The sequence below is a fragment of the Actinomadura rubrisoli genome (assembly GCF_004349215.1).
Classification (GTDB): domain Bacteria; phylum Actinomycetota; class Actinomycetes; order Streptosporangiales; family Streptosporangiaceae; genus Spirillospora; species Spirillospora rubrisoli.
Genome location: NZ_SMKU01000008.1, coordinates 44,951 through 59,054, shown reverse-complemented (window position 1 = coordinate 59,054; position 14,104 = coordinate 44,951). Strand labels below are relative to the sequence as shown.

The following is a 14,104-nucleotide window of genomic DNA, read 5'->3' as shown; positions in this document are numbered from 1 at the left end:
GGTTCACCCCTTCCTGGGCGCCAGGTTCACGCCCGGCTTGTCGAGCATGTTCGCCGCCAGCCCCCACTTGGTCATGACCTTCTTGTAGGTGCCGTTCTCCATCAGCCTCCGGAGGGCGTCCAGGAGGACGCCGCGCAGCGGCGAGCCCTTGCCGACCACGGCGCCCTGGTACAGGTCGTCGAAGCCGTTGGCCTTCCCCGTCCCGGTCAGCTCCAGGTCGTCGCCCGACTGCTTGACGAAGTACCCGAGCGGCGCCTGGGAGGAGAAGAACGCGTCGGCGCGGTGCGACCGGACGGCCAGGATCGCGGTCGGCTGGTCCTTGTACGACTGGACCTGCACGGCGGGCCTCCCCTGCTGTGCGCAGGCCGCCGACTGCCGCTTGACGACGTCCTCGGCCGAGCCCCCGGCCATCACCGAGATCTTCGTCCCGCACGTGTCGGCGATCGACCCGATGTGCCGGGGGTTGCCCTTGGGCACCGCGAAGACGACGAACTCGCGGACCCAGTCGACGAAGTCGGCGGCGCCCTCCCGGTCGGGGAAGTCGCCGACCGGGCCGACCGCGAAGTCGTACCGGCCGGCCTTGATCCCGGTGAGCTCGCTGGGCAGCCCGTCCACCGTGACGTGCTCGATCCTGACGCCGAGCAGCTGGCTCAGCGCGGTCGACAGGTCGGCGGACGCGCCGCTGAGGGACCGCCCGTCCGACCCGGCGATCTCGTACGGCGGGAACGATCCGTTGTTGACCGAGACGAGCTTCCCGGACGCCCGGTTCCCGGCGGGGAGCCGGTCGTGCAGCCCGCGGTCGAGGGTCTGGCGGAGCTCGGCGGCGTCCACGCCCTGGGCGGACGAGCCGTTGCCGAGGACGCCCTCGGCCTCCGGCGGGTTCGCCCCGCACGCGGTGATCCCGGCCGCGGAGAGCAGCGCCGCGGCGAGCAGCGCGACCGGCGGCGCCGTGAGCCGGCGGCGGCCCGTGGGAGCCGCGGGACGGCGCGGGAGCGCCCTGGGGCGTCGCGTCATGCGGTCACCTCCTGTCTCGGACGGATCGACGGGTCCACGCGGAACCGCCGGTTGGCGAGCACGGGCAGGGCGCGCCGGGCGGCGGCCAGCTCGTCCCGGTCGGCGATCGCCCACAGGAGCCCGGGCCGCTCGCCGAGCCGGTCGCGGACGATGCCGAGCGGGTCGACGACCATGCTCGATCCGATGTTGCGGCGGCCGCACTCGCCGGAGGCCGCCACATAGCAGGTGTTCTCCAGCGCCCGGGCGGTCACCATGACCTCCCAGTGCCGTTCCTTGGCGGGGCCGCGCACCCAGGCCGCCGGCACGGCGAGGACCTCGGCCCCCGCGTCGACCAGCAACCTGGCCATTTCCGGAAATCTTACGTCGTAGCAGGTCATGAGGCCGATCCGCCAGCCGGCGCAGCCGAACACGACGGGCCGCCCGTCCCCGGGCAACACCCGGTCGGACTCCCGCGCGCCGAACGCGTCGTACAGGTGGACCTTCCGGTAGGCCGCGACGATCGCGCCGTCCCTGATCGCGGCGAGGGTGTTGTGGACCCTGCCGTTCCCGGCCGGCTCGTGCAGCCCGACCACGACGGTGGTCGGCGCGCCCTTGGTGCGCTCCAGCAGGGCGGTGACGAACGGGCCGTTCAGGGGCTGCGCCGCCTCGGCGATCCGCTCCGGCTCGTCGATGAACAGGGCGAGGGAGTCCTCGGGCAGCACCAGCAGATCGGCGCCGCCCTCCACCGCCTGGCCGATCAGGGCCTCGCAGGCTTCCAGGTTGCTCTGCCAGTCCTCGGCGGACGCGAACTGGCCCACGGCGATCCTCACGCGAAGACCTCCTCGGCCTTGATCGGGCGGGGGGCGATGCCCTGCTCGTACAGCTCCTCGCAGAACGCGGCGGTCATCGCGGCGTTGGGCCCGGTGCCGTAGGGCATCCAGTCCGGGCCGAAGAAGCGCGCCTGGGCCTCCAGTTCGTCCAGCAGCCAGGGCGTGGTGTCGGCCAGCAGCCGCCGCCGCTCCAGCCACACCCGCTTGGACTCCTCGAACACGTCCTGGAGGACGCCGGGCAGCCACGGATGCGCGTCCACGGCCTCGCGCTTGAGCGCCAGCAGGTGGATGCCCGGGACGAAGCCGGTCCGGGCGAAGTAGGCGCGCTCCGCGCCGCGGTGGTCGTCGTACAGGTGCCGGAACCGGCCGTCCGGGCCGAACATCTCCGGCGGCATGAACGGCGTGAAGATCGCGTCGAACGTCCCGTCGGCGAGGCCGTCGACGAGGGTCCCGCCGGCGGCGCGCACGTTGGCGGGCAGCGGCCGGGGGCCCACCCGGTCCTTGCCGTGCTCGCCCGCCGCGAGCGGGCCGATCCGCCACTGGACGCCGCCGAGGTCGACGCCCTCGGCGCGCAGCAGCGCCCGGGTCCAGGTGTTGCCCGAGTCGGGCCAGCCGGTGAGCCCGATCGTCGCGCCCGCCAGGTCCTTCGGCGAGCGCAGGCCGCTGCCGCGCCGCACCAGCACGCACCGCTGCCGGAACCCGCGCATCACGAAGACGGGCAGGCCCACGAGCCGCTCGTCCCCGTCGCCGCGGCCCAGCGCGTACCGGCTGAACGAGGTCTCCCCGCCGTCCAGGCCGGGCTCGGCGAGGACGTCCGGGGTCGCCTCGCGGGTCTCGATCTCCAGGTCCAGGCCCCGGGCGCCGGGGATCGAGACCCGGCCGGTGACGAGCGGGACGAGATGATCCCAGTCGCGCAGCGCCAGGCGTATCCGTGGAATCGGCACAACGCTCCATTTCCGCAAGCATTTCCGCAAGTAAGAGGGGTTCAGGGGACGGAAACCGACTCTAGGTCGTGTTTGTACCTCGTACAATGGGTGTTTTGTTACTACACAAAACTTGACCCGGGAGGACCGTTGATCGACGCGGCGTGGCTGGCCGAGCGCATCGGCGACCGCAGCGCCCGGGGCATCGCCGCCTCGATGACCCACCTGATCCGCGGCGGCGAGATCCCCGCCGGGACCCGGCTGCCGACCGTCCGCGGCCTGGCCGCCGAGCTCGGCGTCAGCCCCGGGACGGTCGCCGACGCGTGGGCGACGCTCCGCCGCCACCGCGTCGTCAGCGCCCAGCGCCGCCGCGGCACCGTCGTGATCGGCCCGCCGAACGTGCCGCACCCCGCGCGCTACGAGCGGATCGGCGAGTTCGGCAACCGGCTCGCGGTGGACCTGGCCATCGCGGCCCCCGACCCGGCGCTGCTGCCCCCGCTGGACGCCGCGCTCGCCGCCGGCGCGCACACCCCGCGCCTCAACGACTACACCCGCGAGACGATCACCCCGGCCCTGCGCGAGGCCGTCGAGCCCGGCTGGCCCTTCCCCGCGCCCGGCCTGCTGACGGTCGGCGGCGGCTACGAGGGCGTGCAGCTGGTCTGCCGGACCGTCGCCGTCCCGGGCGACCGCGTCGCCGTCGAGGACCCGACGGGCGCCCGCGTCCTGGACATCCTGGAGGCGCAGGGCGCCGAGGTCGTCCCGGTCGCCTGCGACGGCGAGGGACCGGTCCCCGCCGCCCTCGCCGAGGCGCTGGCCGCCAGGCCGGCGGCCTTCCTCTACCAGCCCCGCGCCCAGACCCCGCGCGGGCACGCGCTGACCCCCGCGCGCGCCGCCGCGCTCGCCGCCCTCCTCGCGCCGGCGGGCACCCTGGTCATCGAGGACGACGGCACCGGCGACGTCTCGTCCGCCCCGCTGGTCAGCATCGGCGCGCACCTGCCGGACCGCACCGTCCTCGTCCGCTCCTACTCCAAGTCCCACGGCCCGGACCTGCGCATCGCCGTGATCGGCGGCGCGGCCGAGCCGGTGGAGCGCGTCCGGGTCCTGCGCAGCTTCGGCACCGGCTGGACCAGCCGCATCCTCCAGGACGCCCTGGCCCACCTGCTGACCGACCCGGCGGCCGCCGAGACCGTCGCGCGCGCCCGCCGCGCCTACGCCGAGCGCCGCGAGGCCCTGGCCGCCGCCCTCGCCGAGCGCGGCGTCCCCACCGGCAACCGCGACGGCCTCATGCTCTGGGTCCCGGTGGCCGACGAGTCCGAGGCGCTGGTCACCCTGGCCGCCCACGGCGTCGCCGCCGCTCCGGGCAGCCGCTACCAGATCCGGCCGTCCGCGCCCCACGTCCGCGTCGCCACGAGCCGCCTGCCCGAGGCACCGCTGCCCCTGGGCGAGCTGGCCGGCCTCCTGGCCCTGGCCGCCCGTCCCCGCTGATCCGCCCCTCGGCCCGCGGGGTCAGGGGACGAGCGCGGGGAGGTCGGCGGCGTGGTCCTGGAGGTAGGCCGCGAGCGTCTCGGGGATGAGGTCGACGGGCGCGAGGCCAGCGGGCGTGCAGGGGAAGCGGTCGACGTCGTAGCGGCCCTTGGACGGGTCGTCGAACTCGGGGCCGTGGCGGCGGGACAGGTCCATCGAGGCCAGGCGGCACACGTAGAAGGTGTTGAGCCGGTGCAGGCCGGGGACCTGCTCGGCGCAGGCGAAGACCTGGCGCACCGGGCCCGCGGTGGCGCCGAGCTCCTCGTCCAGCTCGCGGCGCAGAGCGGCCTCGGGGGTCGCGTCGGCGGGCTCGATCTTGCCGCCCGGCGTCGTCCAGTAGACGGGACGGCCGGGGAGCGTGCGCCGGAGCAGGACGAGCGCGTCGCCGTCGAGCAGCAGCGCGCGGACGGCGCGGCGCACCCGGGGCGGCGGCCCGGGCGGGTCGTGGGTCATGAGGTGAGGCGGGTCATGAGTTGAGGTAGGCCAGGACGGCCAGGACGCGGCGGTGGCCGCTGTCGGTGGCCGGCAGGCCGAGCTTGGCGAACACGGCACCGATGTGCTTGCTGACGGACCGCTCGGTGATGACGAGCGTGGCGGCGATCGTGGTGTTGTCGAGGCCCTGGGCCATCAGGCCGAGCACCTCGCGCTCGCGGGGCGTGAGCGCCCGGAGCGGGTCGCGGTGGGAGGTCATCAGCTGGGAGACGACCTCGGGGTCGAGGGCGGTGCCGCCCCCGGCGACGCGGCCCAGCGCCTCCAGGAACTCGTCGACGCGGCTCACCCGGTCCTTGAGCAGGTAGCCGACGCCCTCGGCGCCCCCGGCGAGCAGCTCGGCGGCGTAGGTCTCCTCGACGTACTGCGACAGCACGAGCAGCGGCAGCCCGGGGAGCCGCTTGCGGGCCTCGATCGCGGCGCGCAGCCCCTCGTCGCGGAAGCCGGGCGGGAGCCGGACGTCCAGGACGGCGGCGTCGGGGCGGTGCTCCAGCAGCGCGGGCAGCACCTCGGGCCCGGTGCCCGCCACCGCGACGACCTCGTGGCCGCCCGCGGCCAGCAGCAGGACGAGCCCCTCGCGCAGCAGGACGTTGTCCTCGGCGATCACGATCCGCACGGCAGGTCCACCTCAAGCGTCGTCCCGGCCCCGTCGGGGCTGTCGATGCGGGTGGTGCCGTCGAGCGCCGCCACCCGGCGGCGGATCCCCGCGAGGCCGCTGCCCCGGCCCGGATCGGCTCCGCCCTTGCCATTGTCCCGCACCCGGACCCTCAGATGCGCGCCCTCGCGGCGGACGCTGGCGGCCGCCTCGGTCGCGCCGCTGTGCTTGGCGATGTTGGTGAGGGCCTCGGCGACGACGAAGTAGGCGGCGGCCTCCACGGCGGCGGGCGAGCGCCCGCCCGCGACCTCCATCGCGACCGGGATCGGCTGCCCGGCGGCGAGCGCGCGCAGGGCCCCGTCCAGCCCCCGGTCGGACAGGATCGGCGGGTAGATCCCGCGGATCACCGTCCGCAGCTGGGTGAGGGCCTCCTCGACGCCGTCCCGCGCCTCCAGGAACAGCGCGCGGGCCGCCTCGGGGTCGGCCTCGAAGCGGCGGTCGGCGAGCCCGAGGCGCAGCGCCACGGCGACCAGCTGGGCCTGCGTGCCGTCGTGCAGGTCGCGCTCGATGCGGCGGAGCTCGGCGCCGTGCGCCTCCAGGGCCCCGGCGCGGGTCTCCGACAGCCGCTCCACGCGCTCGGCGAGGGCGGAGCGGCGCGTGGGGCCCAGCAGCGCCGCCGCCAGCAGCGCCTGCCAGCGGGCGAGCCGCGGCACCAGCCACAGCAGCAGGAAGACGTCGAGGGCCCCCTGGAGGAACGGGAGCGTCAGCGCCTTCGGCCAGCTGTCCAGGGTGACGAACGCCGCCTGGGAGCCCTCCGGGGCCGCCCACCACCACAGCGGGAGCGAGCAGGTGAACGGGATCGCCGGCCACAGCGCCACCGCGAGCACGGCGACGCACAGGCCGGTGAGCCCGTGCAGCACCATCCACGCGACGTCGCGCCACAGGACCGGGGACCTCACGAGCCGGAGCGCCTCCCGCAGCCCGTCCCCCTCCGGCGGGTGGTAGGGCTCCGGGATCTCGCGGCCCAGCGCCCGTCCGGCCCGGCGCCGCTCGGCGTTGGCGAGCGCGCGCAGCGGCTTCGCGGCGGCCGGCAGCCACGGGAGGGCGGCGAACAGCAGCACGACGACGGCCACGAGCGGCGCGAGCCCGGCCAGGGCGGGCACGGACGTCCGGAGGCCCGCGGCCAGGTAGCCGGTCGCGCCGGCGCTGCGTCTCAGTGCTCTCGTCATGTCACCTCGCAGCCACCGTAAGGGGCGCCGCGGCGCCGCGCACCGGGGCACGCCCCCGGGCCGGTGGTACAGCCCGCTACACCATCGATTCGGGAGCGTGCGCCCATGTGCCCGGCCCCCTCCGAATTCTAGGTTCGACCAGGTGAGGGAACGTCCACGGAGGAGATCATGACGACGATGACAGCCGAGGCGACCGTACCGGCGGTGTGCCTGGACTCGGTCACCAGGACCTACGGGGACGTGCGGGCGCTGGACGGCGTCTCGTGGGCGTTCCCGCGCGGCGGGTTCACGGCGGTCATGGGGCCGTCCGGCTCGGGCAAGAGCACGTTCCTGCACTGCGCGTCCGGTCTCGACCGCCCGAGCGGGGGCACGGTCCAGATCGGCGGGGTCGACGTCGGCCGCCTCAGCGAGGCCCGGCGGACGCGGCTGCGGCGCGAGCGGATCGGGTTCGTGTTCCAGTCCTTCAACCTGGTCCCGTCCATGGACGTCGAGCAGAACATCATGCTCCCGCTCGTGCTCGGCGGCCGCGGGGCCGATCCGGCGTGGCTGGACGAGGTGGTGCGGCGGGTCGGGCTGTCCGATCGGCTGCGGCACCGCCCATCGGAGCTGTCGGGGGGCCAGCAGCAGCGCGCCGCCATCGCCCGCGCGCTCATCACCCGTCCCGAAGTGGTGTTCGCGGATGAGCCGACCGGGGCGCTCGACCCGTCCACGGCCCGCGACGTCCTGCGGCTGCTACGCGAGGCGGCCGACCTGACCGGGCAGACGGTCGTGCTGGTGACCCACGACCCGGTGGCGGCCGCGTGGGCCGACTCCGTCCTGTTCCTCAGCCGGGGCCGGATCGTGGACGAGCTGACCGCTCCGACCCCCGCCGCCGTGATGGCCCGCTGGGGGTCCCTGTGAGCGCCGGCGCGAAGCCGTCCCCCCGCGCGCGGAGGACGCGCACGCGCCAGGGCAAAGGCGCCTTCGCCGGGGTCTTCGCGGCGCTCATGTTCGCGGCCGTGCTGGTCGGGGCCTGCGGGGTGCTGGTGGAGTCGGCGTGGCGGGCGCACGCGCCCGTCGACCGGTTCGGCGCGGCGGACGCCGTCGTGACGGGCCGCCAGAGCGTCGAGGACCGGCTGAGGCGGATCGGGTCGGAGCCCGAGAAGCAGAGCCGTCCGCTGACCGAGCGCGCCCGCGTCCCGGTCGCCGTGGCGGAGAGGCTGCGCGCCGTCCCCGGTGTCCGGAGGGTGGTCGCGGACGTCTCGTTCCCCGTCGTCCTGTCGTCCGGAGCCGCCGTCACGGGCCACGGGTGGGACTCTGCCGCGCTCCGCCCCTACGAGCTGAGCGCCGGACGGGCCCCGCAGGCGCCGGGCGAGGTCGTCCTGAGCCGGTCCGCCGGTGTTCCCGTCGGCCGTCCGGTGGGGTTGCAGGTCAACGGCACGCCGCAGCCGTTCCGCGTCACCGGGCTGGTCTCGTCCGGGCCCTCCGCGGCGTTCTTCACCGCGGGAACGGCGGCGGCGCTGAACGGGCACCCGGGCCAGGCGGACGCCCTCGCGGTGCTCACCGGCGGGAAGGCCGACGCGAAGGCCCTGCGCGCGGCGGCGCCCGGGCTGACCGTCGCCACCGGCTCGGCCCGAGGCGACGCCGAGACCCTGGCGGTGGCCGCCGCCCGTCCCGACATCCTGGAGCTGGGCGCGTCGCTCGGGGGCGTCGCCGTGATGACCGCGCTGGTGGTCGTCGGCGGGCTCATCGCCCTGTCGGTGCGCGAGCGGGCCCGCGAGTTCGCGCTTCTCCGCGCGATCGGCGCGACGCCCTGGCAGGTGCGCCGGGGACTCTTGGGCGAGACGGCGCGGGTCGGGGTGCCCGCCGCCCTCCTCGGCGGCGTCCTGTCGCTCGCGGCCGGGGCCGGCATGCACGCCGCGATGATCCGCAAGGGCGTCCTGCCGGACGGCTTCGGGCTGTCGCTGAGCCCCCTTCCCGTGCTGGCCGCGTTCGCCGTCACGCTGCTCGCCGCGACCGCGACCGCGCTGCTGGCGTCCGTGCGCCTCTCGCGGATCCGGCCGGTGCAGGCCCTGGGCGAGGCCGCCGTCGATCCCACCGCGCTCCCCCGCTGGCGCGTCATCGCCGGCGTGGTGTTCCTCGTGCTCGGCCTGAGCGCGCTCGGGGCCTCCACCTCCACCTCCGGGCCCACCGCGTCCGCCTCGATCGGCGGCCTGGTCATCTCCCTGATCGTCGCGACGGCGCTGATGGGACCCCTGCTCGCCCGGCTCGGCAGCCGGGTGCTCGGCCGCGCGGCCCGGCTCGCCTCGCCGGTCGCCGGGCGGCTGGCCCAGCACGCCAGCGGCACCGCCGCCCTGCGCGCGGGCTCGGTCATCACGCCGGTCGCGCTCGCCGTCGCGTTCGCCGGCACGCAGTTGTTCGCCCAGTCCACGATCGTCCACGCGACCGAGCGGCAGGCCGCGGACGGCAACCGCGCCGACCAGGTCCTGGTGTCGGCCGGGCCCGGCCTGCCGCAGGGGGCCGCCGACGCCGCCCGCCGCCTGCCCGGCGTCACCGCCGCCACGCCCGTCAAGACCACCACCGTGGTCATGGCGCCCAAGGAGCTGGGCGAGAAGAACCTCAGGTCGCTGTCCGCGCGGGGCATCGGCGCCGGCGCCGAGCGCACGATGGACCCCAAGGTCGCCTCAGGGCGGCTCGGCGACCTCCAGGGCGGCACCGTCGCCCTCAGCCGGGACGTGGCGGGCGGCCTCCACGTCGGCTCGACCACGCCCCTGTGGCTCGGCGACGGGACGCGCGTCCAGGCCCGCGTGGTGGCGGTGTACGAGCGGGGCCTCGGCTTCGGCGACGTGCTCCTGCCCCACGCCCTGGTCGCCGCGCACTCCTCCACCCCCCTGGACGACCACGTCCTCGTCCGCGGAACGGCGGACCTGCGCCCCGTCACCGCCGCCTACACCGGCGCCCGCGCCATCGGCCCCGGCGCGTTCGGCGCCGGGCTCTCGCGGGAACTGCGGCTCCAGGGCCTCGTCAGCCAGGTCGTCGTCGCGGCGATCGGCGGGTTCATCGTCATCGGCCTGGTCACCACGCTCGCGCTGGCGACGGGGGCGCGGCGGCGCGAGTTCGCCCTCCTCCGCCTGGTCGGCGGGACCCGCCGCCAGGTGCTGCGGATGCTGCGGCTGGAGGCCGCCATCGTCCTCGGCACCGGTACCGCGGCCGGCGCCCTGATCGCCGCCGTGACGCTCCTGGCGTTCGCGACCGCGGTGACCGGGCTCCCGCTCCCCTCCGTCTCCCCCGTGGCCGTCGCGGTGGTCCTGACCGGCGTGGCCGGCTCCGGCGCCGCCGCGATCCTCCTGCCCGCGCGGGCCATGCTGCCCCGGCGCGGCTCCCCGGACATCCCCTGACGAACACCCCCCGAAAGGAAGAACACCATGACCAACAACGCCCGCTGGACCATCTTCGGCGCGCTCCTGGCGATCAACATCGTCTCGAACGTCGCCCTCCGGGGCACCTGGTACGAGATCGTCATCAGCGCGGTCACCGGTCTCGGCGTCATCGCCGTGGTGATCGACTACCTCGTCCGGGGCCGCGGCCACGAGCGCTGACCGTCCGGGCGCCGGGCACCCCCTGGGGGTGTCCTCAGCGACCGAACACGGTGGCTCGCCCCACGGCGGCGGCCCGCGCCGTTACCATCTCGGAGTGCCAAGATCCCGTTGGCATGCTCTGTACTGGAACGGCGTGAAATGGATGACCTCGAGGTCCGGCGACGACTGCCGGGCAACCTGCCGCAGCTGTTCGCCGACGGCGGGGACGACACCGTCGAGCGGACGCTGTCGGTGCCGCTGCCCGAGGGCGACGTGGTCTGGCCCGATCCGGGCTACCCGCAGCGGCAGCTGCTCATGCGTCCCGCGTTCTGGGTGAGCGACGAGCCGGTCCACGGGGAGCTGTGGGCCAGGCTGCGCGCCGAGCACCCCCGCTCCGGGCTGTGGCCCCTGCTCCTGGACGAGACCGACCAGCCGTGGGCCTCCGGCCAGGTCGCGCCCGAGCCCGTCCCCGAGATCGGCAACTACGTCCCCCACGCGTTCATGTACGAGGTGTGGGCCGATTGGGCGGAGCAGGCGGCCGACGCCGACCACGACGACCTCGCGCCCTTCGGCCGCCACTGCCCCGGCCCCGCCCCGTCCGGCACCCCGCTGGACGACCCGGACGCCATGGCCGACCGCTACGCCCGCGTCCTCGGCGCGCGCGGGCCGTCCCTCGGCCTCGCGGCGGTCGACCGCGGCGCCGACGCCCTGGCCGCCGTCGGCTGGCAGGGCGCCCTCAACCACAACGAGTGGACGGCCCCGCTCGCCGCCGTCGTCCGCGGCTGGGAGGACCGCTTCGGGGCCCGCGTCGTCGGCCTCGGCTTCAACACCCTGGAGCTGAGCGTCTCCGCCCCGCCCCTCACCACCCGCCACGCCGTCCACGTCGCGGCCGAGCACTGGGCGTTCTGCCCCGACATCCTCTTCCAGGGCCCCGGCACCCTGGCCGGCTACGCCGAAGAGATCCGCGGCAAGACCTGGTGGTCCTTCTGGTGGGACTGAGGGTGTCACCCTGAGGGCGATTTCCGGGACATCCCCGATGGTGCTGCCGGGCCCGCGGCCGGTTGGCTCGATGCATGAACAGAGCCCGTTCGGCCCGCATGATGACCATCGTCTCCGTAGGCGCGCTCACCACCGCCGTGGCGGCGCCGTCCCTCGCCGGTTCTCCGCCACCGCACGCCAGGACCCGGGCCGCGCTGGAGGCCATCGTCGAACAGGGCACCCCGGGCGTGATCGCCGAGGTCATGACCGGCGGCCGGAGCTGGACCCACACGGCCGGGGTCGCCGATCTGGGCGACGGGCGGCCCCGCGCGTCCGGCGAGAAGTTCCGCATCGCCAGCATGAGCAAGCCGTTCACCGCGGCCACGCTCCTCAAGCTGGAGGCCGCCGGAGAGCTGTCACTGGGCGACAGCGTCGAGAAATGGCTGCCCGGGGTCGTGCGCGGCGAGCGCTACCGCCCCGGCAAGATCACGGTGCGGCACCTGCTCAACCACACCAGCGGGATCTTCAATTACAACAACGACGACGGATTCCGCGCCAGGTACGCCGGGGACGAGTTCGACAAGCACCGCTACGACACGGTCGCTCCGCGCGAGCTGGTGAGAATCGCGCTCGCCCACCCGGCCGTGTTCCAGCCTGGCCAACCGGGCCGCTGGGAATACTCCGACACCAATTACGTGCTGGCCGCGATGATCATCGAAAAGGCCACCGGCCACCGCTACGAGGACGAGGTCGAGCGGCGGCTCATCGAGCCTCTCGGGCTGACGTCCACCAGCGTGCCCGCCGGTTCCCCGGAGGTGCCACGGCCGCACGCGCGGCACTACTCCACGCTCTTCGAGGACGGCCCGGACGCGAAGGTGCGCGACGTCACCGAGTTCAACCCCACCGTGGCCTGGGGGGCCGGGCAGGTCATCTCGACCACCGGCGACGTGAACAGGTTCCTGTCGCTGCTGCTGCGCGGCAAGGTGCTGCCTCCCAGGCAGCAGCGGGAGATGTTCGCCACCGTCCCGGTCCAGGGAGAGGACGGGCACGGCGGCCCCGACGACCGCTATGGACTCGGCATCCGCAGGTTCAAGCTCAAGGAGGGCTGCTGGGTCTGGGGCCACGGCGGCATGATCCCCGGCTCGGCGTCCCGGACGGCGGCCACCGGCGACGGGCGGCACGTCCTCACCATGAACCGCAACGGCGACTGGGGCGAGCAGGAACTGGAGGACGCCGCCGTCCAGGCCGAGTTCTGCTCCGGCTCAGCGTAGGCGGCGGTTTCCCCGGGCCTCATCGAAGATGAGCCAGGTGCGGGTCGAGCGGACGCCCGCGACCGCGTGGATCCGGGCCAGGACGATGTCGCGCAGGGTGACGTTGTCCGGCGTGCGGACCAGCATGACCAGGTCGACGTCGCCTCCCACGAACGCCAGGTGCTGGATGTAGGGCACCTCGCGCAGCTGCGCCGCGACCTCCCGCCAGGCGTTCTGGTCGATGGAGACCGTCACGTAGGCGGCGGTGCCCAGGCCGGCGCGGACGGAGTCGATGCGCGCGGTGAAGCCCGCGATGACGCCGTCGGCGACCATCCGCTCCACCCGCGCGTAGACGCTGGAGCGCGAGACGCTGACCCGCTCGGCGAGGGCGCGCATGGACAGGCGGCCGTCGGCCTCCAGCTCGCGCAGGATCGCCCGGTCGACGTCGTCGAGGACCGCCGCCGTTCGTCCGGGGGTCTCGGCGGGTGCGGCGGCCTCGTGCGACAAATGGTCCATGCACGGTCCTCCGCTCGGCCGTTCGTCCCTGACTTGGGCAGTCTATTGAGACTTATGGCACTTCAGGTTCATATTTTCACCATCGGCGGGTTGAGGAGGCGGCCATGGCGGAGCACGATCGCGGCGGCGTCCGGGAGGGGCTGCTCCCCTCGGCGCGCCCCGTCCGGTTCCTGACCGACACGGGCGCGGCGGCGCGGCCCCGGCCGCGCTATCCGGAGCCGGACGCGGAGCTGCTGCGCGAGGCGTACCGCGCGATGGTCGCGGGGCGCCGGTTCGACGCGCAGGCCACCGCGCTGACCAAGCAGGGACGGCTCGCCGTCTACCCCTCCAGCCACGGGCAGGAGGCGTGCCAGATCGGCGCCGCGCTCGCCCTCCGGGACGGCGACTGGCTGTTCCCCACCTACCGCGAGTCGATGGCGCTGGTGGCGCGCGGCATCGACCCGGTGGAGGTGCTGGCGCTGCTGCGCGGCGACGCGCACTGCGGGTACGACCCGCGCCGCCATCACGTGGCGCCGCAGTGCACGCCGCTGGCGACCCAGACCGTCCACGCGGCCGGGCTCGCCCACGCCGAGCACCGCAAGGGGACGGGACGGGTGGCGCTGGCGTGCGTCGGGGACGGCGCGACCAGCGAGGGCGACTTCCACGAGGCGCTCAACTTCGCCGCGGTCTTCAAGGCGCCGGTGGTGTTCCTCGTCCAGAACAACCAGTACGCGATCTCCGTCCCGCTGGAGCGCCAGACCGCCGCGCCTTCGCTGGCCCACAAGGGCGTCGGGTACGGGGTGCGCTCGGAGCAGGTGGACGGGAACGACCCGGTCGCGGTGCTGGCCGTGCTCACCGCGGCCGTCGAGCACGCGCGCTCCGGCCAGGGGCCGTTCCTGGTCGAGGCGCACACCTACCGGCTGGAGGCCCACACCAACGCCGACGACGCGACCCGCTACCGGACCGACGCGGAGGCCGAGCGGTGGCGCAGGCGCGACCCGGTCGCCCGGCTGGAGGCGTACCTGCGGCGGCGCGGCCACCTCGGCGACGAGGACGTCGCCGCCGCGGCCGCCGCCGCCGAGGAGCTCGCCGCGCGGCTGCGCGCCGGGATGAACGCCGATCCCGAACTCGCCCCGCTGGGGCTGTTCGACCACGTCTACGGCACCCGCACACCGCAGCTGGACGAGCAGCGGGCCTCGCTGCGATCCGAACTCGAAGCCGAGGAGGCCACGGCGTGATCA

The 14,104-nt window shown here is 75.1% G+C and carries 14 protein-coding genes; 7 read left to right on the top strand and 7 right to left on the bottom strand.

The genetic code is table 11. The features are described 5' to 3' along the window. Positions 1 to 3: 3 nt before the first annotated feature. The 3 genes from E1298_RS03850 to E1298_RS50145 are packed head-to-tail and all read right to left on the bottom strand — an operon-like array spanning position 4 to position 2,767. A complete protein-coding gene (locus tag E1298_RS03850; RefSeq protein ID WP_131889342.1) occupies positions 4 to 1,014 on the bottom strand; it encodes an ABC transporter substrate-binding protein in 1,011 nt (336 codons plus the stop codon). Next, complete coding sequence (locus E1298_RS50150) at positions 1,011 to 1,823, bottom strand: nitrilase-related carbon-nitrogen hydrolase (protein WP_131889341.1); 813 nt, start codon at positions 1,821 to 1,823, stop codon at positions 1,011 to 1,013. The genes E1298_RS03850 and E1298_RS50150 overlap by 4 nt, the downstream gene beginning before the upstream one ends. Then, complete coding sequence (locus E1298_RS50145; protein WP_131889340.1) at positions 1,820 to 2,767, bottom strand: substrate-binding domain-containing protein; 948 nt, start codon at positions 2,765 to 2,767, stop codon at positions 1,820 to 1,822. The genes E1298_RS50150 and E1298_RS50145 overlap by 4 nt, the downstream gene beginning before the upstream one ends. A gap of 129 nt (positions 2,768 to 2,896) precedes the next feature. On the opposite strand from E1298_RS50145, the gene E1298_RS03835 reads away from it, so the two are divergent. Next, a complete protein-coding gene (locus E1298_RS03835; RefSeq protein WP_207944421.1) occupies positions 2,897 to 4,231 on the top strand; it encodes an aminotransferase class I/II-fold pyridoxal phosphate-dependent enzyme in 1,335 nt (444 codons plus the stop codon). Positions 4,232 to 4,252: 21 nt separating this feature from the next. On the opposite strand, the gene E1298_RS03830 is transcribed toward E1298_RS03835, so the two are convergent. From E1298_RS03830 to E1298_RS03820, 3 genes are read right to left on the bottom strand one after another with little or no spacing between them, the layout of a single operon-like run. After that, complete coding sequence (locus tag E1298_RS03830) at positions 4,253 to 4,723, bottom strand: NUDIX hydrolase (RefSeq protein WP_131889338.1); 471 nt, start codon at positions 4,721 to 4,723, stop codon at positions 4,253 to 4,255. Between the two features lie 13 nt (positions 4,724 to 4,736). Continuing rightward, a complete protein-coding gene (locus E1298_RS03825) occupies positions 4,737 to 5,375 on the bottom strand; it encodes a LuxR C-terminal-related transcriptional regulator (RefSeq protein ID WP_131889337.1) in 639 nt (212 codons plus the stop codon). Continuing rightward, positions 5,363 to 6,583 (bottom strand): sensor histidine kinase, encoded by a 1,221-nt coding sequence (locus E1298_RS03820; RefSeq protein ID WP_131889336.1) that lies wholly within the window; start codon positions 6,581 to 6,583, stop codon positions 5,363 to 5,365. The genes E1298_RS03825 and E1298_RS03820 overlap by 13 nt, the downstream gene beginning before the upstream one ends. Positions 6,584 to 6,760: 177 nt before the next feature. Here E1298_RS03820 and E1298_RS03815 point away from each other — a divergent pair, with 177 nt between their 5' ends. From E1298_RS03815 to E1298_RS03800, 5 genes are all read left to right on the top strand, one after another. Continuing rightward, complete coding sequence (locus tag E1298_RS03815) at positions 6,761 to 7,483, top strand: ABC transporter ATP-binding protein (RefSeq protein WP_424923061.1); 723 nt, start codon at positions 6,761 to 6,763, stop codon at positions 7,481 to 7,483. Then, positions 7,480 to 9,960, top strand: coding sequence for an ABC transporter permease (locus E1298_RS03810; RefSeq protein ID WP_131889334.1), 2,481 nt, complete (start codon positions 7,480 to 7,482; stop codon positions 9,958 to 9,960). The genes E1298_RS03815 and E1298_RS03810 overlap by 4 nt, the downstream gene beginning before the upstream one ends. Positions 9,961 to 9,987: 27 nt before the next feature. After that, positions 9,988 to 10,161: a hypothetical protein gene (locus tag E1298_RS47705; RefSeq protein ID WP_165975286.1), complete on the top strand. Its 174-nt coding sequence runs from the start codon at positions 9,988 to 9,990 to the stop codon at positions 10,159 to 10,161. 138 nt (positions 10,162 to 10,299) lie between these two features. Further along, positions 10,300 to 11,139, top strand: coding sequence for a DUF4253 domain-containing protein (locus E1298_RS03805; protein ID WP_131889333.1), 840 nt, complete (start codon positions 10,300 to 10,302; stop codon positions 11,137 to 11,139). Between the two features lie 74 nt (positions 11,140 to 11,213). Then, positions 11,214 to 12,389: a serine hydrolase domain-containing protein gene (locus E1298_RS03800; RefSeq protein ID WP_165975285.1), complete on the top strand. Its 1,176-nt coding sequence runs from the start codon at positions 11,214 to 11,216 to the stop codon at positions 12,387 to 12,389. Here E1298_RS03800 and E1298_RS03795 read toward each other — a convergent pair. Continuing rightward, positions 12,381 to 12,884, bottom strand: a complete 504-nt coding sequence (locus tag E1298_RS03795; RefSeq protein WP_131889332.1) for an Lrp/AsnC family transcriptional regulator — start codon at positions 12,882 to 12,884, stop codon at positions 12,381 to 12,383. The genes E1298_RS03800 and E1298_RS03795 overlap by 9 nt on opposite strands. Before the next feature lie 104 nt (positions 12,885 to 12,988). Between E1298_RS03795 and pdhA the strand changes: the two genes are divergently transcribed. Further along, positions 12,989 to 14,101, top strand: a complete 1,113-nt coding sequence (gene pdhA / locus E1298_RS03790) for a pyruvate dehydrogenase (acetyl-transferring) E1 component subunit alpha (RefSeq protein WP_131889331.1) — start codon at positions 12,989 to 12,991, stop codon at positions 14,099 to 14,101. Positions 14,102 to 14,104 lie beyond the last annotated feature (3 nt).